This is a genomic window from Rhizobium subbaraonis (genome assembly GCF_900220975.1).
GTDB classification, from domain to species: Bacteria; Pseudomonadota; Alphaproteobacteria; order Rhizobiales; family Rhizobiaceae; genus Mycoplana; species Mycoplana subbaraonis.
The window spans coordinates 1-19,716 of the sequence record NZ_OBQD01000042.1 but is presented as its reverse complement, the minus strand read 5'-3'; the positions used below and the strand labels follow the sequence as shown (position 1 = coordinate 19,716).

Annotated in this window: 21 protein-coding genes; 7 read left to right on the top strand and 14 right to left on the bottom strand. The window is 63.6% G+C overall.

All coding sequences use genetic code 11. The features are described 5' to 3' along the window. Positions 1-45 precede the first annotated feature (45 nt). Entirely contained in the window at positions 46-744 is a 699-nt protein-coding gene (locus tag CRO48_RS30115; protein WP_097143345.1) for an ABC transporter permease, read from the top strand. Positions 745-896: 152 nt separating this feature from the next. Here CRO48_RS30115 and CRO48_RS30110 read toward each other — a convergent pair whose 3' ends face one another. Continuing rightward, entirely contained in the window at positions 897-1,322 is a 426-nt protein-coding gene (locus CRO48_RS30110; protein ID WP_097143344.1) for a DUF1622 domain-containing protein, read from the bottom strand. Positions 1,323-1,655: 333 nt separating this feature from the next. On the opposite strand from CRO48_RS30110, the gene CRO48_RS32590 reads away from it, so the two are divergent. Next, on the top strand, positions 1,656-1,823 hold the full coding sequence (locus tag CRO48_RS32590) for a hypothetical protein (protein ID WP_176526949.1): 168 nt from the start codon (positions 1,656-1,658) through the stop codon (positions 1,821-1,823). A gap of 122 nt (positions 1,824-1,945) precedes the next feature. On the opposite strand, the gene CRO48_RS30105 is transcribed toward CRO48_RS32590, so the two are convergent. Then, positions 1,946-2,605: a 4-carboxy-4-hydroxy-2-oxoadipate aldolase/oxaloacetate decarboxylase gene (locus CRO48_RS30105; RefSeq protein WP_097143347.1), complete on the bottom strand. Its 660-nt coding sequence runs from the start codon at positions 2,603-2,605 to the stop codon at positions 1,946-1,948. A gap of 25 nt (positions 2,606-2,630) precedes the next feature. Continuing rightward, complete coding sequence (locus CRO48_RS30100; RefSeq protein WP_097143343.1) at positions 2,631-3,317, bottom strand: fumarylacetoacetate hydrolase family protein; 687 nt, start codon at positions 3,315-3,317, stop codon at positions 2,631-2,633. A gap of 273 nt (positions 3,318-3,590) precedes the next feature. Between CRO48_RS30100 and CRO48_RS30095 the strand changes: the two genes are divergently transcribed. Genes CRO48_RS30095 through CRO48_RS30075 form a run of 5 tightly spaced genes read left to right on the top strand, consistent with a single transcriptional unit; the run spans position 3,591 to position 7,948 of the window. After that, on the top strand, positions 3,591-4,598 hold the full coding sequence (locus CRO48_RS30095) for an ABC transporter substrate-binding protein (RefSeq protein WP_097143342.1): 1,008 nt from the start codon (positions 3,591-3,593) through the stop codon (positions 4,596-4,598). Next, positions 4,585-5,421, top strand: a complete 837-nt coding sequence (locus CRO48_RS30090) for an ABC transporter ATP-binding protein (protein WP_245423719.1) — start codon at positions 4,585-4,587, stop codon at positions 5,419-5,421. The genes CRO48_RS30095 and CRO48_RS30090 overlap by 14 nt, the downstream gene beginning before the upstream one ends. Continuing rightward, positions 5,418-6,317, top strand: coding sequence for an ABC transporter permease (locus CRO48_RS30085; protein WP_097143341.1), 900 nt, complete (start codon positions 5,418-5,420; stop codon positions 6,315-6,317). The genes CRO48_RS30090 and CRO48_RS30085 overlap by 4 nt, the downstream gene beginning before the upstream one ends. Before the next feature lie 47 nt (positions 6,318-6,364). Next, positions 6,365-7,087, top strand: coding sequence for a GntR family transcriptional regulator (locus CRO48_RS30080; protein WP_097143340.1), 723 nt, complete (start codon positions 6,365-6,367; stop codon positions 7,085-7,087). A gap of 27 nt (positions 7,088-7,114) precedes the next feature. Beyond that, positions 7,115-7,948 carry a sulfite exporter TauE/SafE family protein gene (locus CRO48_RS30075; RefSeq protein WP_097143339.1) on the top strand — a complete coding sequence of 278 codons (834 nt, stop codon included), beginning with the start codon at positions 7,115-7,117 and terminating at the stop codon, positions 7,946-7,948. 419 nt (positions 7,949-8,367) lie between these two features. Here the strand turns inward: CRO48_RS30075 and CRO48_RS30070 are convergent, their stop codons facing one another. The 11 genes from CRO48_RS30070 to CRO48_RS30020 form a co-directional block, all read right to left on the bottom strand. Then, positions 8,368-9,144 carry an HpcH/HpaI aldolase family protein gene (locus CRO48_RS30070; protein WP_097143338.1) on the bottom strand — a complete coding sequence of 259 codons (777 nt, stop codon included), beginning with the start codon at positions 9,142-9,144 and terminating at the stop codon, positions 8,368-8,370. Between the two features lie 3 nt (positions 9,145-9,147). Beyond that, positions 9,148-10,314 carry an acetyl-CoA acetyltransferase gene (locus CRO48_RS30065; RefSeq protein ID WP_097143337.1) on the bottom strand — a complete coding sequence of 389 codons (1,167 nt, stop codon included), beginning with the start codon at positions 10,312-10,314 and terminating at the stop codon, positions 9,148-9,150. 38 nt (positions 10,315-10,352) lie between these two features. Further along, positions 10,353-11,867: an AMP-binding protein gene (locus CRO48_RS30060; protein ID WP_097143336.1), complete on the bottom strand. Its 1,515-nt coding sequence runs from the start codon at positions 11,865-11,867 to the stop codon at positions 10,353-10,355. Positions 11,868-11,884: 17 nt separating this feature from the next. Further along, a complete protein-coding gene (locus CRO48_RS30055) occupies positions 11,885-12,217 on the bottom strand; it encodes a cupin domain-containing protein (RefSeq protein ID WP_097143335.1) in 333 nt (110 codons plus the stop codon). A 22-nt stretch (positions 12,218-12,239) separates the two neighbouring features. Then, positions 12,240-13,118, bottom strand: a complete 879-nt coding sequence (locus CRO48_RS30050) for a branched-chain amino acid ABC transporter permease (RefSeq protein WP_097143334.1) — start codon at positions 13,116-13,118, stop codon at positions 12,240-12,242. Between the two features lie 9 nt (positions 13,119-13,127). After that, complete coding sequence (locus CRO48_RS30045; RefSeq protein ID WP_097143333.1) at positions 13,128-13,883, bottom strand: ABC transporter ATP-binding protein; 756 nt, start codon at positions 13,881-13,883, stop codon at positions 13,128-13,130. Beyond that, positions 13,880-14,881, bottom strand: coding sequence for a branched-chain amino acid ABC transporter permease (locus CRO48_RS30040; RefSeq protein ID WP_097143332.1), 1,002 nt, complete (start codon positions 14,879-14,881; stop codon positions 13,880-13,882). The genes CRO48_RS30045 and CRO48_RS30040 overlap by 4 nt, the downstream gene beginning before the upstream one ends. Further along, complete coding sequence (locus CRO48_RS30035) at positions 14,850-15,581, bottom strand: ABC transporter ATP-binding protein (protein ID WP_097143331.1); 732 nt, start codon at positions 15,579-15,581, stop codon at positions 14,850-14,852. The genes CRO48_RS30040 and CRO48_RS30035 overlap by 32 nt, the downstream gene beginning before the upstream one ends. Next, a complete protein-coding gene (locus tag CRO48_RS30030; protein WP_097143330.1) occupies positions 15,578-16,720 on the bottom strand; it encodes an ABC transporter substrate-binding protein in 1,143 nt (380 codons plus the stop codon). Before CRO48_RS30030 ends, CRO48_RS30035 begins: the two co-directional genes overlap by 4 nt. 43 nt (positions 16,721-16,763) lie before the next feature. Then, positions 16,764-18,311, bottom strand: a complete 1,548-nt coding sequence (locus CRO48_RS30025; RefSeq protein ID WP_097143329.1) for a hydantoinase B/oxoprolinase family protein — start codon at positions 18,309-18,311, stop codon at positions 16,764-16,766. A gap of 71 nt (positions 18,312-18,382) precedes the next feature. Further along, positions 18,383-19,609, bottom strand: a complete 1,227-nt coding sequence (locus CRO48_RS30020; protein WP_097143328.1) for a hydantoinase/oxoprolinase family protein — start codon at positions 19,607-19,609, stop codon at positions 18,383-18,385. Positions 19,610-19,716: the final 107 nt, after the last annotated feature.

Here is a 19,716-nt window from a genome sequence, read left to right as displayed (position 1 = left end):
TCTTCTCGAAAGTCATGACACGGTTCCTTCTCTGAGTTGCGCAGAATGATCTTAGCATCTCGCGCGACGGGTTCGGAGGGCCGTCCACATCATCAATATGTGCTGCCAAGCCCGACCGACATCATCGCAGCGGCGGTTCAGCGTTTTCCGCAGATTGCGGACGGCCTGTGGATCACCACCTTCGAGGCCCTGTCGGGTTTTTTTGCCGGGTCGGTGATCGGTCTGGCGCTCGCATGCCTTTTTCTGCTGGTTCCGCCGACGAGAGCGCTGCTGCTCCCGCTGGTCGTGGCGCTTAACAATGTTCCATCCATCGCCTTCGTGCCGCTGGCGCTGTTGTGGTTCGGTATGGGGCCTGCTTCGAAAGTTGCAATCGCGGCGCTGGCTGTCAGCTTCGCCGTCCTGCTCGCAGCGCTCGAGGGGTTTTCACGGACGGAGGACGGACAGGTGAACCTGTTGCGCAGCTTCGGCGCGAGCCGGTTTGGGATTCTCTGGCGCCTGCGCCTGCCGGCTGCCATGCCCTCCATCGTCACCGGCCTGCGGATCGGCCTTGCCAGAAGCACGATCGCCGTCATCGTGGCCGAAATGCTGGGGGCCTATAAGGGAATCGGTCAGATCGTCTACCGCGCAACGGCAGAGATGGACTCCCTCACCGTCTGGTCGGCCATCCTCGTGTCATCGGTAACGTCCCTGGTGCTCTACGGTGTGCTGGTGCTGATCGACCGGCGATTGGTCTGGTGGCAATAAGGTGCCAAGGCCGGTCTGCATCCCGCCTTTCCGGAAAACCAGATGCGCGCTCAGACATCGGTGAAGGAGGCAGGCGATGATGCCTCCGGCTCGTGAGCGCGACGCGGGCGGCCTTTTCATGGATTCCTGCCCCGTGCAGCCGCGCTCTGTGATCAAGAGGCTTCGCGTTCCAGGTCCTTCCCTCTCGATTGCCGGTTTCCCGGGCTTGCATTTCGCGCCCATGGCCAATGTCCGTCGATTTCCGCCTCAAGCGAGAAGCTGAGGAAGGTGCGGATCAGGACGATCAAGCCGAGCAGCCCGACGCTCTCCCAGGTCAAGGGTGCAATGATCGTTGCGATAATGTCGGCGCCGATCAGTATTTCGAGCCCCAGCAGAATGCCGCGCCCCAGATTGGCGCGATAGTTTTCATAGGCTACGCCCCTGCTGCCGGAAAACAGATCGCGAATATAGCCGATCGTGGCCGCGACCACGCCGACGAGAATGACGCTTACGCCGAAAAACTCCAGTCCCGTCGCGACCGGCCGCAGCACGGGCGCAATCAGGCTGACCAGTTCCGTGGGGTCGCTACCGATGTCCATGAAAAAATCGCTCCTTGTGTCTGCATGATGGAGCGATATTGGTTGAGAAAACATCACTCGACAATGGAATCGATGTTGATGAATTCATTGCGATTTTCGCAATGATCCGCAGACCCCGGGCACCATCTTCACGCCAAGGAGGCCGAAACGATCGGCGTGCAGTCTGTTTCAGTCCGGTTTTGTGATCACCAACGGTCATCAATCCTCCGTCCAAAGAGGAAGACGCCGGCCGCCGCAAAAACTTTTTCTCTGTCCCTGGGAACACCCTGCTGCCGGGAGCATTACTTCTCTTCCTCGCGGACGCGGGGATTTCACAAAATGAGGAGTATTGTGATGGGAAACCAGGAGCAAGGACGGCCGGACCAGAAGAAGGACCAGCAACAGCAACGGAGCCCGCAACCTCAGGATCAGCAGCAGCAACGCCAGCGTCGGGAGCAGGAAGACCAAAAGGGTCATGAGCGCCGCGACGACCAAGGCAAGCGGTCTCCGCAGGACCGGTAAATCCTCTTGGATGTGATGAGCGGGGAGGCGATCTGGCCTCCCCTTCCACCTTTTTTCGTTTGGTGAGCGTCTCGGGCGTTGTGCGTCCAGTGCGCCCAGCTCCAGGATAGACGGGTGTTCGTTTATCCGCCGTCGTCGTCGCAAGGCGGGTTGTGCCACGGTATGAGGTCGCGCAATCCCAGCAAGTCGAGCGTGAGTTCGCCGCTTTCAATCCGCGCTCGCATCTCTGCCTCCGAGGCGTTTCGTGCCACTGCAGTGTCGCGGATGGCGGCGAGTTGAGCTGACGGGAGGACGACGACACCGTCGGCGTCACCGATCACGGCGTCGCCGGTACGGATCGTGATGTCGCCGATCGTCACCGGTTCGCCCACGCTGCCCGGATCACGCTTGACCGTGCCCCTTATCGAGCATCCTCGTGCAAAAACCGGAAACCCCATCGCGATCAGGCTGTCGCTGTCACGGACGGCGCCGTCGATGACGAGCCCCGCAATGCCGCGCACCCGCGCAGCCAGCGCGAGCACATCCCCGAACGGCCCGTGCGACAGCGTGCCACCGTGGTCGACCACCAGCACATCGCCTGGCCGCGCCAACGCAACGGCGCGGTGCACCGCCAGATTGTCGCCAGCAGGAGCAAAGACCGGCAGCGCTGTTCCCCACAGCCTCATTTTCCGGCTGAGCGGTGCGATTCCTCCCGGCAGGGCGCCGATCCGTCCTGCCGCCTCGTGGAGCGTGGCCGTGCCGAAGCCGGCCACTTCCTCCAGAAGCTCGGGGGGAATCCGCACGCGTTCCGCGGTCCCGCCCACCGCGTCAGGCCGCCGCGCCGATGGCAATTTCGAGCGGTGCGAGGCCTTCGAACGTGGCGACCAGCCGGTCGCCCGGCGTCACTGGCCCGACGCCGTGCGGCGTACCGGTCAGGATGACGTCGCCAGGCTGCAGTTCGAAGAACTCCGACAGACGGGATATGATTTCCGGAATGCGCCAGATCAGCAACGAGACGTCCGACTGCTGCACGACATTGCCGTTGACCTTCAGCTCGATCCTCCCCTTGTCGATCCTGCCGGTCTGCGAGATCGGCGTGATCGCACCGACGGGGAAGGAGTTGTCGAAGGACTTCGCGATTTCCCAAGGCAGCCCGCCACCCTGGATGTCGCGACGGGTCATGTCGAGACCGACGGCATAGCCCCAGATGTGTGATTCCGCCTCGGCCTCGGGAATGTTTCTCCCGCCCTTGCCGATCGCCAGGACCAGTTCGACCTCATGGTGATAGTTCGAGGTCTTGGTGGGATAGGGGATCGTCGCGCCGCTGTTGACGACAGCATCCGTGGGCTTCTGGAAGAACAGTGGAGGATCGCGGTCCGCGTCTCCCCCCATCTCCTCCACATGGGCGACGTAGTTGCGGCCGATGCAGTAGATGCGGCGCACAGGGAAGGTCTTGTCGCTGCCCACAACCGGTATCGTGGCGGTCTGCGGCGCGTCGATCACGTGACTGCTCATGCGGTATGTTCTCCTCCTCAATGAATAATCAATGCCCGGTCTCGATCAGCGCGCAGGGCGCAAGAGGTCCCGGTCACCTCCGCTATTTAGCATGTATGATTTCGCAATCAAACGATATCATACATTATTTACTCATTGACACAAAATAAGGTATGCGGCAGGTTTGGCTTCGTCAGCCGGAAGAGGAGCCGGCGTGACACCGGGCGTGGCGCTGGTGAAGCTTCGCCGGGCCCGGAGATCGTTACAGGCGCGAAGCCTTCAGGGAGGAAGATAATGACTGGAATAAAGCGCATGGGCGCAGCACTTCTGCTTGCGATGAGCATGCTCGCGCCGGCCTCGGCGGAGGTCAAGGAACTGACCATCGTGGTGCCCAATCCCTCGGCCATCAACGTGTATCCGCTGCATGTTGCCGTGGGAGAGGGGTATTTTGCCGAAGAGGGCCTCAGCGTGAAGGTCGAGGCCGTGAATGGTTCCGCCTCCGTGCTGCAGCTGCTCGCCTCCGGCCAGGGCGATATCGGCCAGCCGGGTCCTGCACCGCTCCTGGCAGCGCGCGCACGCGGTGAGGACGTCGTCTTTATCTACAATCATTTCAGCCGCTCGGTCTTCGGCCTCGTCGTCCCCGAGGATTCGCCCGCCAAGACTCCCGCCGATCTCAAGGGCGTGACGATCGGCGTCGGCACGGCGGACGGCGCCGAAGTGGGCTTTACCCGCGGCATCATGAACGATCTGGGCCTGAAGGATGGCGTAGACTATGAGTTTCTCGCCATCGGCGATGGTGGCACTGCGGTAGCAGCCTTCCTCAACAAGGAGGTCGGCGCGTATGCAGCGGCCGTGGCGGATGCGGCCATTATCTCGTCGCGTGGCATTCCGTTGCGGGAGATTACGCCCGAGCCCTACCTCGACTACTTCGGTAATGGTTGGGCTGTGACGCGAAAGTTCCTCGATGAGAACAAGGAGACCGTCGAAGGCTTCGGTCGTGCCCTCGTCAGGGGGACGAAGTTCGGCCTCGATCCGGCAAACCGCGATGCGACTCTGAAGCATGTTGCGGCCGGAAACCCGCAGGAAAGCGAAGATCCGGTGTTCGCGGCGGCATTGCTGACCGCCATCCAGGGCAGGACGCTGCCGGTCGATTCCAAGGATCCCTTCGGCTACATGCCGCCGGCGGCCTGGGTGAAGTGGCAGGAGAGCCTCGTGGCGAGCGGCGGGCTCGAAAAGCCGTTGGACAACATCGAAGAAGCCTACACTAATCAGTTCGTCGAAACGTGGAATGCGGCCAAGTAAGATGATGCAGAGCGCCATCCCCGTGGCGGAGCAACCGGTCGGGCGATCCCTCGCCCGACCGGTCTACCAACTCCGCAATGTCTCCAAGTCCTACGGCTTCGGCAAGATCCGCGCGCTTGATCCCGTAGACCTCGATCTTCGGCAGGGCTCCTTCTCGTCTGTCATCGGTCCATCGGGCTGCGGCAAGTCAACGCTCCTGAAGATCATGGCAGGGGTCACGCCGCCCACCACGGGCAGTGTCATCCTGGAGGGAAAGCCCGTTCTCGGCGCGCGGCGCGAGATCGGGATGATGTATCAGCAGGCGACGCTGTTTCCATGGTTGACCGCGATCGACAACGTGCTGCTGCCGATCAGCATCCGTGACGGCAAGGCGGCGGCAAACGACCGGCGCAGCGAGGCGCAGGCGCTGCTCGAGCTGGTCGGGCTGAAGGGCTTCGACAAGGTCTATCCGCGCCAGCTCTCCGGCGGAATGGCGCAGCGAACCTCGATCTGCCGGATGCTGATCACTGAGCCGCAGGTGCTGCTGCTGGACGAGCCCTTCTCAGCTCTCGACGAACTGGCGCGCGACTTCATGAACATCGAGTTGCAGCGCATCTGCCTGTCGCGCAACGCCACCGCCTTCTTGATCACCCATTCGATCCCCGAGGCAGTGCTGCTCTCCGACGTGGTCTACATCATGTCGCCGCGGCCGGGAAAATTCCTGGAAGCGGTGCCGATCGAACTGCCGCGTCCGCGTACGCTTGAAATGATGACGGCGCCGGAATTCGGCGACTATGTCCGCTACATTCGAAGCCGCCTGGACGAAGGGGCCGTGACCGCATGAAAACCGTCACCACCGATACCGGCCCGCAGGCCCTCGGCCGACCGATCACCGTGGAGCCGGGCACGTTTCCCGAAACGATCTGGAGCGAACAAGTCGCCTGGATCGATCGCGTCCCGCGCGTTGTGGCGATGGCGGCGCTTTTGTTCCTCGTCCTCTTCCTGTGGTGGGCGGTTCACCATTTCGAGGTGGTATCGCGCATCATCCTGCCATCTCCGGCCGAGGTGGGGCGCGACATCGTCGTCGTCGGCACGAACATCCTCTCCGGCGGCTATATGCTCGCCGCACTCTGGATGACCACGAAGGAGGTGCTCTGGGGCTTCGCTTTTGCGATTGCCATCGGCTTCTCGCTCGGCGTCCTGGTGGGCGAAACCTCTTTCGGCGAACGCGCGGTCCTGCCTTATCTGGTCGCGATCGACACCATGCCAAAGGTCGCCTTTGCCCCACTGTTCCTGGCCTGGCTGGGTTTCGGTATCGCGTCGAAGGTGGCGCTGGCGGCGTTCATCGCCACGTTCCCCATCGTGGTCGGCACTGCGGCGGGATTGCATGCCGCGGACGAGAACGCCCGCATGCTCTTCCGCACGCTCGGCGCCAGCCGTTGGCAGACCCTGGTGCGCATGAAGATCCCCACGGGCCTGCCGCAGATTTTCACCGGCCTCAAGATCGGCGCGGTCGGCGTCATGGCCGGCGCGATCACCGCCGAGTTCCTCGGCGGCGGCAAGGGGTTTGGGGAATTGATCCGGGTTGCTGCGAGCCAACTTCAAACGCCTCGTGTCTTCTCGCTGATCCTCTATCTCAGCGTACTCGGTTTCCTGCTATTCTGGAGTGTGATCCTGATCGAACGCAGACTGGTGTTCTGGCATCGCAGTTCGGTTACAGGTATCGATGACCGGCGCTAGCCCGTGGCGTCCTGTTTCGCAGTATGAATAAGAGGAAGTCAAAGCCGATGACGACCCGCACGACCGCACCCCGTCGCGTTGCTCCGCGGCGGGTCGAAAAGGAGACCGCGGCGACAACGGTCTACCATGCCCTGAAGCGAGATATTGTCCACGGCGTGCTGGAACCCGGGCACAAGCTCCTGATCGATCAGATCGCCGAGCGCTATTCCGCCGGCACGAATCCGGTTCGCGAAGCCCTCAACCGGCTCTCCTCCGAACGGCTGGTGGACCGTGAGGATCTTCGCGGGTTCTTCGTGCCGCCGATCTCGCTCGACGACTTCCGCGACATCGTGCGCACGCGCTGCTGGGTCGAGGGCAAGGCCCTCGAGGAATCGATCCGCAATCGAACCGAAGCCTGGGAAGACGCCATCATCCTCGCCAACCACCGTCTGCAGAATACCCCAATCCATTATTACGAACATACCGAGCCCGGCATGCCGCCACCGGACAACAGCCCGTGGGAAGAGCGTCATCGCACCTTTCATCGCGCCCTTATTGCCAATTGCGGTTCTCGCCACCTCCTGCGCTTCGCCGACGAACTGATGCTGCTCGGCGAGCGATATCGTTTCATCTCGATGGCCAACAGCTATCCCCGCCGCCGCAGCGTCGATGAGCATCAGGCGATCGTGGACGCCACGCTGGCAGGTGACACGAAACGAGCTGTCGAAGCGCTCCAGGGGCAGTATCAACTCACACTGAAAATCTATGAAGAAACGATGTCGGGCGAGTGAGCCTGTCTTTCCAGACCGGATTTCCCTATGAATTTTGATATTGAGACACTACTGGCCCTCGGCGGCCTGCTTTTGGTGGCGGGTGCGGCCGTCGGGTTTCTGGCCGGTCTTTTCGGTGTGGGCGGGGGAGCGGTTTCCGTTCCCGTTCTCTACGAGGCCTTTGGCTTTATGGGCATCGATGATGGGGTTCGGATGCCGCTCGCTGTGGGCACCTCGCTTGCATTGATCGTTCCGACTTCGCTGCAATCGGCGCGCAGCCACTATCTGCGCGGCGCGATGGATCTGCATGTCCTTCGGCAATGGGCCGTGCCGATCCTGATCGGCGTCAGCGTCGGTTCCGTCGTGGCGCGTTATGCCGATCCCTGGGTGTTCAAATTGGTGTTCATCGGGGTCGCGGGGCTGGTCTCTGTGCGGATGCTGCGCGGATCCGGCTGGAACGTGGCGGACGCCCTCCCCGGGAAGGGGCTGATGAGCGTGTTCGGTATGATCATCGGCTTCCTTTCCTCGCTGATGGGTATCGGCGGCGGGGCGATCTCCAACCTCATCCTGTCGCTGTTCGGTACACCCATTCACCGCGCGGTGGCGACCTCTGCAGGTGTGGGCGTTCTCATCTCGATCCCGGGCGCCATCGGTTACATCTATGCCGGCTGGGGCAAGGCGGGATTGCCGCCGGACGCGCTCGGTTACGTCTCGATACTCGGTTTCCTGCTGCTTCTGCCGACGTCGTTTCTCACGACACGGTTCGGCGTGCAGGCAGCCCACGCGCTCAAGAAGCGCCAGCTCGAGGTGCTCTTCGGCCTCTTCCTCATGACGGTCTGCCTGCGTTTCATCTACGACATGTTCTTTGCTGGCGCGTCCTGACGGACGGTCCAGGCTGCATTGCATTCCGTTTGCCAGACAGTCAGCCCGGCCCCGATATCGCTAGGGTTGCCGGGCGGCTGGGAGAAGCTTTCGGGCTGCCAGGTTGCGTATCAGGTCGGAAACACTAAAGGCCCAAGGCGCTGCTCGGTCGGTTGGCTGAACGCGGTTCACCAGCGCGCCGAGCTGCGGCGTGCTGATCGTCACCATCGCCCGCCCTGGGGGGAAAGCCGCGGCCCGGTTCGTCACGATCTCGAATCCATGCGGACCACCCACGCGCAGCGACAGCTCCAGCTGCGACGAGGGACGGACAAAGGCCCACGGTGGGGTGATCTGACGGCAATGAGCCACCCATCTGCAGCAAAGCCCAGCAGACCGCTGTATGGTGGGCCACTCGGTCAAGAACCCGATCGGCAGCGCATTTACAGCGCGTCGATCCCATGCCGGATGTCGCCGGCGGCCTTGCTGAGCAGGCTCTGGTCGGAGCCGCATAGGAAGATGGTAAATCCGAGCTTTGCGAAACGTTCGGCTTCGGTGACCCTGCCGATATGGATCGCCAGCCGCATGCCCGCGGCCGTTCCTGCGGCGGCGATCCGGGAGACCGCATCTTCCACCGCCGCCTCATCGATCGTCGATGCGCCGAGCGAGCGCATCAGATCCGCGCGTCCGACGAACAGGGCGTCCACGCCTGCAACGCTGCAGATGGAATTGATGTTGGCCACACCTTCGACATCCTCGATCTGGCACCAGACGCTGACTGCCTCGTCGCTGGCCGCCATGAAGCCGGCGAGCGTCCGTGCGCCGTAGTCCCCGGCCCGGCCCGAGGGCGACAGACCACGACCCCCCGCGAAAAACCGTGCTGCAGCCACCGCATCTGCCGCATTCTCCGCCGACATCACGTGCGGGATGACGATGCCGCTCGCACCCGCATCAAGGCAGGCTCCGATAAATGAGGTCCGCAACTCGGGCACCCGGACGAGCACCGGAAAACCACGTGGATGGGCGGCCGCCAGTACGTCGTCGATCGCTTCGATGCCGAACGGCGCATGCTCGGCATCGAGAACGGCGAAATCGAGCCCGCTGCGGGCCAGTATTTCGCCGACATGGCGGGATGGCGTCTTCTGGAAAGTTCCGGCAACCTTCTCCCCGGCGTGGCAGCGCTGCCGGAACTGCGCGTAGCGATCGAACGCACTTTCCATCTTCTATACCGCCTCGAGAATGGACACGTAGTTGGCGACGCCGCTGCCGCCCATGTTGAAGACGCCGGCAAGATCGGCGTGCGGGAGCTGCAGCGCGCCCGCCTCTCCGACGAGCTGCATTGCGGACAGGACATGCATGGACACCCCGGTTGCACCGACCGGATGTCCCTTCGCCTTCAACCCGCCGGAGCGATTGACCGGCAGGCGGTCGCCCGCGGTCGTCCAGCCCTCGAATACCGCATGCGCGCCCTTGCCGGGGGCGGTCAAGCCCATCGCCTCGTAGGCCAGAAGCTCGGCGATCGTGAAGCAGTCGTGCACCTCGACGAAGGAAAGGTCCGAGATGTCGAGGTTTGCTGCGCCGAGCGCCCTGTTCCAGGCTTCGCTCGCGCCCTCCAGCCGGTACAGGTCCCGTTTGGAGAGCGGCATGTGGTCGTTGACGTGGATCGCGGCGCGGAAGCGAACCGCCCGCCTGAAGCGGGCCGCGTCGTCTCCCGTCGTCATGACGATTGCAGCCGCACCGTCGGATATCGGCGAGCAGTCGGTGCGGCGCAACGGGCCGGCCACGATCGGATTCTTCTCGCTGACGGTATTGCAGAATTCGTAGCCGAGATCCTTGCGCATCTGCGCATAGGGATTGTCGACGCCGTTGCGGTGGTTCTTCGCGGCGATATGGGCGAGTGCTTCGGACTGGTCGCCGTAGCGCTGGAAGTAGGCATCCGCCATGCGGGCAAAGACGCCGGCGAACCCGGCAGGCACCTCCTCTTCCTCCCGCCGGTAGCTGGCACCCAGGAGTGCATCGCCGACGCTCTGCGTGCTGCCTCCGGTCATCTTCTCGACGCCGATCACAAGCACGGTCCGACCACTGCTCGCGCGAATGAAGTTGCGCCCGGCATGGATGGCCGCGCTGCCGGAAGCGCAGGCATTCTCACAGCGTGCCATCGGCTTGAAGCGCAGTTCGGGGACGGACTGCAGCACGAGGCTTGAGGGGAAATCCTGCTTGCCCATGCCGTTGTTGAACATGCCGACAAAGACGCCGTCTATGTCCGCCGGCTGCAGGCCGGCATCCTCGATCGCCGCGCGTGCGACTTCGGCGACGAGCGCCTCGGCATCCTTGTCCTCATGTTTGCCGAACGGCGTGTGGGCCCAGCCCACGATGACCGGATCGCTCATGCATTCCCCCGTTTCTCTGAAATCCGCGGTCGCTGCCGTTAGCGGGCGCGATGGCCCGCATCCATCTCGCGCAGCGTCGTCTTGACGATCTTCCCGTAGTTGTTCTTCGGCAGGGCATCGACGAACACATATTCCTTCGGCCGCTTGAAGCGCGCGATGCGCTCGAGGCAGAGTGTGTCCAGCGCGCCCGGCTCTGCATCGCCGACGACATAGGCGACGACGACCTCGCCCCATTCCGGATCGGGACGCCCGATCACCGACACTTCGCGAATGCCGGGGTGGACCAGCAGGACTTCCTCGACCTCGCGCGGATAGATATTGCTGCCGCCGGAGATGATGACGTCCTTTGAACGGTCCATCAGCGTCAGGTTTCCATCTTCTCCGACGGCGCCGATGTCTCCCGTGTGTAGCCAGCCGTCCTTCAGCGTGGCCGCCGTCGCCGCCTCGTTGTTCCAGTAGCCGCTCATCACGGTCGGACCGCGCACAAGAACTTCGCCGGAAACGCCCGCGGGCAGCGGATTGCCGTCAGTGTCGGCCACGACAACTTCCACCATGCCGAACGGCCTCCCTACACTCCCGAGTGCTGCCCGCCAGTTAGAGCGGTCGCGGCCCGCAATCGCTGCCTTGTCGAGCACGGTGATCGTCATTGGCGTCTCGCCCTGCCCATAGATCTGCGCAAGCCTGGGGCCGAAGACGTCCAGGGCGGCAATGGCGTCTTCGACGTACATCGGGCCGCCGCCGTAGATGATCGTGCGCAACCCGGACGGATCGAAGTCGCCGGCCGCACCGACCATCCGCTTGACCATGGTCGGCGCAGCGAAGAGCGACATGCGTCGCCAATGGGTGGAAAGCTCGAAAACCTCGCCCGCATCGAAGCCGCCGGTTTCAGGCACGACATTGATTGCGCCGCGGAGAATGTGCGCCATCATGTACAGACCGGCGCCATGGCTCATCGGGGCGGCATGCAACGTGCTGTCGCCGGGCGCGGTCGGATCGACCTCCGCGAGATAGGCGTACGACATGGCCGCGAGATTGGCGTGCGACAGGCGGGCACCCTTTGGTCTTCCGGTCGTCCCGCTGGTATAGAACAGCCAGGCCATGTCGTCCGGTCTCCTCGCCGCAGGGGCGACAGGATCGGATGAACCAAGGCTGTTCCATTCGCTGCCGCCGAGGGAAACGACATGGCGCAGGCACTGCGGCGCTATCGCGGCAAGGCTCTCGGCGATGTCTTTGGAAGCGAGGACGACGGCCGCGCCAGCGTCCTCGATCGAGAAGACGATCTCGTGGGCGTGCAGCTTGGCGTTGACAGGCACCGCAACGCCGCCGGCGAACCAAATCGCATAGAGGGCGGCGACGTAGTCCGGATCGTTCTTCGAGGCGATGACGACCCGATCCCCGGGACGCACGCCCAGTCGCGTGGCGAGGCCGCCGGCCAGGCGGGCGGTGCGCTCGGCGAGTTCACCGTAGGTTGCGACGATGCGGCGACCGTGCCCGAGCGCGGGCAGCATCGGATTTGCCTTGCCATTGCGGGCGAGCCAGGATGCGATGTTCATCGCCCTTTCTCCTATACTTATGCGTATTCGGGGCGGCGCGGCGTGAAGACGTCGAGGTTGAGCACGTCCTCATCGCCGACGACCTCTCCCCAATGGACGATGTTCGGCGGTATCACCAAAAGGCCGCCAGGGCCGATGATATGCTCTTCCTCTCCAACGACGAAGCGGATGGTGCCGGCGAGGATGTAGGCGATCTGTTCGTTCTCATGTGCGTGCGGTTTCGGCTCGTGCCCCGGCTTCAGCCGATGCAATGCGAGCGTCGCCCCGTCGCCGGAGAACGCCTTTCGTTCCACGCCGTCGCGCACGGGCGTCCAGGGAATACTGTTCCAGTCGATTTTTCGGATGTCCATGAGGTATCTCGCAGGGGTTTGCTCAGCGGCTGCTTCCGAGGATGCCGGAGGGGCGGATGAAGAGGAAAACGAGAAGGATCGACAGGGCCGCGACGTTCTTGAAGCCCGCCCCGAAGGAGAGGATCGCCACGGCCTGGACCAGCCCGAGCGTGATGCCGCCGAGGAAGGCTCCGAATGGTCGGCCGAAGCCGCCGATGATGGCAGCTATGAAGCCTGAGATGGCGAAAGGCACGCCCATGTTGAATGCGGTATACTGCGTGGGCGTCACAAGAATGCCGGCAAGCGCGCCAAGGATTGCGCTGATCGCAAAGGCCCCCGTCAAAAGTGCGGACACCGGGATTCCTTGCAGCGCGGCCGCCTCCGCATTGATGGAGCAGGCGCGCATCGCCTTGCCAAGCCGGGTACGCTTGAAGAACAGGCCGAGGGCTGCCACGATCAGCAGAGAACCGGCCATGATCCAGAGCGACTGATAGCTGATGGCCACCCCACCGATCATGATTGGCGGCAGGTCGAGGAACACCGGCAGCGTCTTTGGCTGGTCGTCGACGGCGAGATAGGTCAGCCGCTCGATAACGATCTGTGCTGCGAGTGTCGCAAGGATCATCACGAACATTGCCGCGTTACGCTTCCACAACGGCCGCACCACCAGCCGTTCCAGAAGAGCGCCGACAAGTGCCACGAAGGCGATCGCCAGGACGGCCGCGAGCACATAGGGCAGATGGTAATGTTCAAGCAGGACGTAGGTGACCATGCCGCCCAGCATCACAAAGGCGCCCTGCGCGAAATTCACGATGCCGCTGGCATTGTAGATGACGCAGAAGCCGATACCGATCAGGCCATAGACGCAGCCGATGCTGACGCCGCTGATGAGGCTTTGAATCACCAGTCCGAAATTGTCCATCACGTTCTCCTAACCGAGATAGGCCGCGATCACGGCGGGATCCCGGCGCACGGCGTCCGGCGTGCGCTGGGCAATCTTGCGGCCATAGTCGAGGACGACGACCTCGTCAGCGATGTCCATGACCAGCTTCATGTCATGCTCGATGAGCAGCACCGCGACGCCGTCTGCCGCAATCTTGCGCACCGTCCGAGCCAGCCGTTCGCTCTCCTCGGCGTTGAGGCCGGCCGCTGGCTCGTCGAGCAGAAGAACCCGCGGACCGGCGGCCATGGCGCGGGCGATCTCGAGCAGACGCTGCTGGCCATAAGGCAGGGCCGACGCGCTGCTGTCGGCCAATGCCGAAAGGCCGACCAGGTCGAGGAGGGCTTTCGCCTTTTCCTCCACCTCGCGCTCCGCCTGCCGCTGCCAGCGGGGGCGCAGCAGCGCGGCGATCAGTCCGCCGCGGGTGCGCAGATGAAAGCCGACCTTGACATTCTCAAGCGCGGTCAGGTCCTGGAACAGTTTGACGAGCTGGAAGGTGCGCACCAGACCGAGACCGGCGCGGGCTTCCGACGGCAGCGCCGTCACTTCGTTTCCCGAGAGCAGGATTGCGCCCGCGCTGGGGGGCATGCTGCCGGCGATCAGATTGAAAAGCGTCGTCTTTCCGGCGCCGTTCGGGCCGATGACAGCTGTTACGCCACGTTCGGGAACATCGAAGGAAACATCGTCGACGGCGGTCAGTCCGCCAAAGCGGCGCGTGGCACCGCGAACTTCCAGGATCGCGTTCATTGCGACCTCCACATATCGAAGGTTCTTGCGAGCCCCACGAGGCCCTTCGGCGCATAGATCAGGATGACAATCAGCGTCAGCCCGTAGGCCAGGTCCTGGCTCTCGCTCAAGCCACGGAACAGTTCGGGCAGCAGACTGACGATCAGCGCGCCGATGATGGGGCCTGCGACCGTACCTAGTCCGCCGATGTAGATCATGGTGAAGGCGAGCACGACCATGTGAAGTCCGAACACCTCCGGACTGACATAGCCGACGACATGGACGAAGAGCGATCCGGAGATGGAAGCAAGACCTGCCGCCAGCAGGAAGGAAACAAGCTTGTAGCGGGCGACGTTGACGCCGAGTGCGCTTGCCGCCTCCTCGCTTCCGGCAACCGCTGCGAACGCCCGGCCGAGCCGGGATTGGCGAATGCGCGACATCGCGATTGCGACGAGCACCGTCAGCACGGAAAGCGTCAACAGGATTTGCTGGTCGCTCGTCGCTTCAAGGGAGCCGATACCGAGCGGCGGTATGCCTGAAATACCCATGTAACCCTGGGTCACGCCTTCCCATTCGACGGCGATCTCATAGACGATCAGGCCGATGGCAAGCGTGGCCATGGCGAGATAGTGGCCCTTGAGCCGCAGTGTCGGAAAGCCGATGAGGAATGCTGCAACGAGCGCAGCCACGAGGCCGCAAAGCATCGCGGGCAGCGGCGCCCAGCCGTATGTCGTCGTCAGCACCGCCGAACTGTAGCCGCCTATCGCCGCAAACGCGCTCTGTCCGAAAGAGACCTGCGCCGTCAATCCCATGAAGACGTTGAGGCCGGAGACAAAGATCGCGTAAATCAGCGCGAAGGCGACAATCGTCGAGAGATAGCCGCCGAAGACGAGCGCGTAGCCCACGATCGCGGCCGAGGCAACCCAGACGCCGATCGATGCCGCCCTGCTGCCGATGACACCTGAACGGACCGCCATCAACGAGCCCTCAGGCGAAGTAATACTGTGCGAGTTCGTCATGGGATTTCACCTCGCGGGGATCGATGGTCGCAACGATGCGTCCGAGCGAAAGGAGATAGGCGCGGCAGGCGAGCTTCAGCGCCAGCGGCGCCTTCTGCTCGACCAGAATCACCGGAAGCCCTTCGGCAGCGAGCCTGCCAAGCGTCTCCAGAATTTCGCCCGTCACGCGCGGAGCCAGACCTAGCGAAGGCTCGTCCAGCAGCAGCACCTTGGGTTCTGACATCATCGCGCGCCCGACCGCGACCATCTGCTGTTCGCCGCCCGACATGGAGCCGGCGACCTGGGCAAGACGTTCCTTGATGCGCGGAAAGAGATCGAAGACGCGGGCGAACCTTCGCTGCATCTCGGCCTTGTCGCGGACGCGGTAGGCGCCGAGCTCCAGGTTCTCCAGCACCGTCATCGGGCCGAAGATGCCCCTGCCCTCAGGCACGAGCACGACGCCCTTTGCCGCAGCGCCGACCGGATCGCGGCGCGGGAGCCGTGTGCCCATGAAGCGCACCTCGCCCTCGTTTTGCGTCAACCCCATGATCGCCCGCAGCAGCGTCGATTTCCCGGCCCCATTGGGGCCGAGAACGGCGACAAGTTCACCCTTGCCGACCTTAAGGTCGGCGCCCTTGAGCGCCTGGATGTGACCATAGCGCGCGCGAAGCCCCAGAACTTCGAGCACCGGAGTCCCGGGCTGCGCCAGACAAACTGTCATTCGGCAATCCTCACCTTCCCGTCGATGATCTGGCCGATGACGAACGGATTGGCGGAAATGCCCTGGTGCTGTTGCGGGGTGAAGTCGTAGATGCCGGTGGTGCCCTGGAAGCCGGTGATTTTCTCCAGGTTCTCGCGAACCGCGGTACCCTCGAACGACTCCCCCTTCTCGATGGCGGCCACCGTCAGCATGACGCCGTCCCATCCGCGTGAAGCCCAGTTGGGGTCGCGGTCGCCGAACTTCTCCCGCCAGGGATCCAGGAAGGAGGCGATCGCTTGCTTGAGCGGGCCGTCCGGATAGGCGTCGAAGACCTGCGACGGCGACGCAACGAAGAAGAACCTGTCGCCCAGCACCTCTGCCACGGGCTTGAAGACGGCGATATCCTCCAGGCTCGTGAGCAGGAGCATGTTCGAGCCGAGCTGCTTGAGGTTCTTGGCGGCCGTAAGCGTCGTGCCGCCGAGGCCGATCTTGATGATCGCGCCGGCGCCGGCCGCCTGCATCTTGTTGAGCTGGACGCTGAGATCAGCGTCGTCCTGCTTGTAGGCTTCTATGCCGACCAGCTCCATGCCGTACTTGGCGGCAATCTGCTCGGCGACGCCCTTCTGCAACAGCGCGTAAGGGGTCGGATCGTGCAGGACGCCGATCTTGCGGATGTCGGTCTTGTCGCGCAGATACTCCAGGCGCTTCTCGACCTCGAAGCCGGCCGGGGGCAGCGTTGTGAAGGCCCACTCTATCTCCCTCGGCTGCTTGGGCAGGATCGAGCAGAGGATCATCGGCACTTCGCTGCGGGCGGTGATGCTCGCAGCAGCCGCATTTCCGGCCGAGACGCAGCCGCTGATGAAGATGTTCGCCCCGTCCGAGCTCAGCATCTTGCGATAGACCGTAACCGCATCCTGCGGCTGGGAGCGGTTGTCCTCGACCACAACCTCCAGCTTGCGTCCGAGAACGCCGCCCTTCGCATTTACCGCTTCGACGGCGGTTTCGACGCCGTCGCGCCAGGCGCGGTCCACCGTGGCCGCGTAGCCGGTGAGGCCCGCCGAAATGCCGATCTTGTAGACTTCTTCCGATGCCGCAGGTCCCGTGGCAAAAGCACCCAGGATCGTTGCGGCGACTGCCAGTTTCCTCAATCCGTACGACATGAACTCCTCCCGTAGCTCGCTTGTCACTGCATTCGTGTGCCCGTCATGCGGGTGGGCCGAACCCTCCGCCGCCAGGCGTCTCCAGCAACACCCGGTCGTTCGCCTGCATCGTCAATTTGCGGGCCTCGCTGACGGACTGTCCGTTGACCAGGAAACGTCCCGCCTCGCCCGGCAACCCGCCGCCGATGCCTTCCGGGCCCCTGTTGAGTCGGCTCGGCACGGCGTTCAGCAGCCAAGGCACGTTGGTGCGCATGTGGAAGCCTATGGTTTGGCCGTCGCCGCCGCGTGTGCGGCCAGCGCCCCCCGATCCCCGGCGCAACTCCTTGCGGTCGAAGACGATCGGCATGGCCGCTTCGAGGATTTCGATGGGCACGGCGGCAACGCCGGTCGGATAGCAGGTGGCGCTCGGCCCCGGCTTCTCGGCGCGCGCGCCCATTCCGCCCGAATAGTTGAACATGGACGACGTGAAGGGCTGGCCTGCATCGTTGCGGCCCTGGATCTGGATCGTCCACACAGCACCCGAGCCCTCCGCCAGCACCTGCGTCGGTATGACCTGATGCAGCGCCTTGAGGATCGGCATCGGCACATACATCCCGACGACATGGCGCGCATTGACCGGCGCCGGGTAGCTGCAGTTGATGATCGAGCCTTCCGGGGCACGAATCTCGATCGGCGCAAGTGATCCCGAATTGTTGGGCAGGTCCGGGTTCAGGCAGCTGCGGATCGCAAAGGTCGAGTAGGCATGCGTGTAGTTGAGCACCACATTGATGCCGGTCGCGGTCTGCATCGAGCTGCCATCGAAATCGACGATGATGCTGCCCGCAACGGGATCGATCGTGACCGCGGTTTTCAGGGTGATGATCTCGCCGCCGGGAACATCGAACTGGGACTCGCCGTGATACGTGCCGGCTTTCAGCTTCCGGATCGCCGCGCGCGTCGCGTCCTCGGAACGGGCGATGATCTCGTCCGAGAGCATCTCAATATCGTCGACGCCCTGGCGCTCGCAAAGTGCGATCAGATGCTCGGCGGCTGCCTGCCCGCTGGAAACCTGGGCGGCCAGATCGCCGAAGACGGCATCCGGGGTGCGGACATTGCGGCGGATCATCGCCTGCAGTACCGGGTTCATGACACCGCGCTCGTAGAACTTCAGCGGCGGGATCCACAGGCCCTCTTCGTGTACGTCGCGGGCGCCGGCGCCGATGCCGTAGCCGCCGATATCGGTGTGATGGATAGTCGAGCCGATATAGGCGATCAGCCGCTCTCCGTTGAAGATCGGGGTGAGGATCGTGATGTCGAAGAAGTGGCCGGCGGACAGCCACGGATCATTGGTGATGAGGACGTCGCCAGGCTCGCAGCGGCCGGCGAATTCTCGCACCAGATGCTGGCCGGCGAAAGCCAGCGAGTTGATATGGCCCGGCGTGCCGGTATTGGCCTGCGCCACCATGCGTCCGCGCTGGTCGAACAGCGCACAGGCGAGGTCGCCAGCCTCGCGGACGATGGGGCTGAAGGCGATGCGCTGCAGCGCCTTGGCTCGCTCTGTGACGATGCCGATCAGATTGGACCAGAGAATTTCAAGTTCGATGCCGTCCACGGTTATTCCTCCCAACCGCTGCGCTGCCTTGCCCCGCCGTGTTTGGTGGAGCGGAACGAACGCTTAAAAAATCAGGCCTGAGCCGGCGTCCTGGTGGCCACGATGCAGCCGAACGCATCGATGGTGGCGACCCAGTTCGGCGGGATCGCCGTCGTCGTCTCGCGCTCCTCGATGATGACCGGGCCCTCCACGATCTGGCCGACGGCGAGGTCGCGGCGCTCGTACACGGCCACCATCTGGCGGTCCTGCCAGGCATGCACCGCGCGATGACCCTTCGGCTGGCCGGGGGCACTAGCCGGCTGACCGGCGGGATGGAAGTGAACCGCGGGGCCGTTGACCGTAATGCGCCAGCTCACCACTTCGACCGGAACATGGGACGGGTTGACGCCATAGAGGGTGTGATAGGCTTCAGAGAACAGCGCCTCGATCGCCTGGGTATCCCGCGAATTTCTCGGGTCGTGATCGAAGGTGACCGTCACCTCGTGCTGCTGGCCGAAGTAGCGAAGATCCGCGCCGATATGGATTTCCACATCCGATGCCTCGCAGCCGGCTTCCATCAGCGCCAGCCGACCTTCCTTCTCCAGTTCTCCGAGCAGTTTTTCGGTCCGCGTCCAGTCGATTGCATCGAGCCGGACGAGATCGCTGCGTACCAGATCGAGCCGGAGCGGCGTGACGAGGGTGCCGAATGCCGAAAGCACGCTGGAGCGCGGCGGCACGATTACGGAAGAACTCTGCAGCAGTTCCGCCACGCCGCAGGCATGCAGCGGCCCCGCTCCACCGAATGCAAACAATGGCAGGCCGCGATAATCGACGCCGCGATCGGTGGCGTGCGCCCGTGCCGCAGACGCCATCGCTTCGGTGACGACGCGGTATATGCCGCGCGATGCTTGCACCGCGCTCGTGCCGAGACGATCGGCAAGCGACTTCATGGCGTGCTCCGTCGCAGCCCTGTCCAGCCGCATCTCGCCGCCGAGGAAGTTGTCGGCGTCGATCAGGCCGAGCATCAGGTCTGCGTCGGTGACCGTCGCATTCTTGCCGCCGCGGCCGTAGCAGGCGGGACCGGGCTTGGAGCCGGCGCTTTCCGGCCCGACCTTCAGGAGGCCCAGTTCGTCGACATGGGCGATGCTGCCGCCGCCCGCGCCGATCTCGATCAGGTCGATCGACGGAACCGTGACCGGCAGGCCGCTGCCCTCCTTGAAGCGATAGCGGCGGTCGACCTCGAACAGGCCGGTGACGAGGGGTGTGCGGTTCTCGATGAGGCAGGCCTTGGCGGTGGTCCCGCCCATGTCGAAGGACATCAGCCTGTCGATGGGGCTCTGTGGTCATTTCTACATTAATACACGCTAAGGGCATTTTGCAGGTGACGGGAAACACATGATTTCCGCTCACCGTGATCGCGGGGCAA

Coding starts and splice junctions, on each gene's coding strand:
- CRO48_RS30115 (WP_097143345.1), top strand. CDS start 46: ATGATCTTAGCATCTCGCGCGACGGGTTCGGAGGGCCGTCCACATCAT.
- CRO48_RS30110 (WP_097143344.1), bottom strand. CDS start 1,322: ATGGACATCGGTAGCGACCCCACGGAACTGGTCAGCCTGATTGCGCCC.
- CRO48_RS32590 (WP_176526949.1), top strand. CDS start 1,656: ATGGGAAACCAGGAGCAAGGACGGCCGGACCAGAAGAAGGACCAGCAA.
- CRO48_RS30100 (WP_097143343.1), bottom strand. CDS start 3,317: ATGAGCAGTCACGTGATCGACGCGCCGCAGACCGCCACGATACCGGTT.
- CRO48_RS30095 (WP_097143342.1), top strand. CDS start 3,591: ATGACTGGAATAAAGCGCATGGGCGCAGCACTTCTGCTTGCGATGAGC.
- CRO48_RS30090 (WP_245423719.1), top strand. CDS start 4,585: ATGCGGCCAAGTAAGATGATGCAGAGCGCCATCCCCGTGGCGGAGCAA.
- CRO48_RS30085 (WP_097143341.1), top strand. CDS start 5,418: ATGAAAACCGTCACCACCGATACCGGCCCGCAGGCCCTCGGCCGACCG.
- CRO48_RS30080 (WP_097143340.1), top strand. CDS start 6,365: ATGACGACCCGCACGACCGCACCCCGTCGCGTTGCTCCGCGGCGGGTC.
- CRO48_RS30075 (WP_097143339.1), top strand. CDS start 7,115: ATGAATTTTGATATTGAGACACTACTGGCCCTCGGCGGCCTGCTTTTG.
- CRO48_RS30070 (WP_097143338.1), bottom strand. CDS start 9,144: ATGGAAAGTGCGTTCGATCGCTACGCGCAGTTCCGGCAGCGCTGCCAC.
- CRO48_RS30065 (WP_097143337.1), bottom strand. CDS start 10,314: ATGAGCGATCCGGTCATCGTGGGCTGGGCCCACACGCCGTTCGGCAAA.
- CRO48_RS30060 (WP_097143336.1), bottom strand. CDS start 11,867: ATGAACATCGCATCCTGGCTCGCCCGCAATGGCAAGGCAAATCCGATG.
- CRO48_RS30055 (WP_097143335.1), bottom strand. CDS start 12,217: ATGGACATCCGAAAAATCGACTGGAACAGTATTCCCTGGACGCCCGTG.
- CRO48_RS30050 (WP_097143334.1), bottom strand. CDS start 13,118: ATGGACAATTTCGGACTGGTGATTCAAAGCCTCATCAGCGGCGTCAGC.
- CRO48_RS30045 (WP_097143333.1), bottom strand. CDS start 13,883: ATGAACGCGATCCTGGAAGTTCGCGGTGCCACGCGCCGCTTTGGCGGA.
- CRO48_RS30040 (WP_097143332.1), bottom strand. CDS start 14,881: ATGACGAACTCGCACAGTATTACTTCGCCTGAGGGCTCGTTGATGGCG.
- CRO48_RS30035 (WP_097143331.1), bottom strand. CDS start 15,581: ATGACAGTTTGTCTGGCGCAGCCCGGGACTCCGGTGCTCGAAGTTCTG.
- CRO48_RS30030 (WP_097143330.1), bottom strand. CDS start 16,720: ATGTCGTACGGATTGAGGAAACTGGCAGTCGCCGCAACGATCCTGGGT.
- CRO48_RS30020 (WP_097143328.1), bottom strand. CDS start 19,609: ATGTCCTTCGACATGGGCGGGACCACCGCCAAGGCCTGCCTCATCGAG.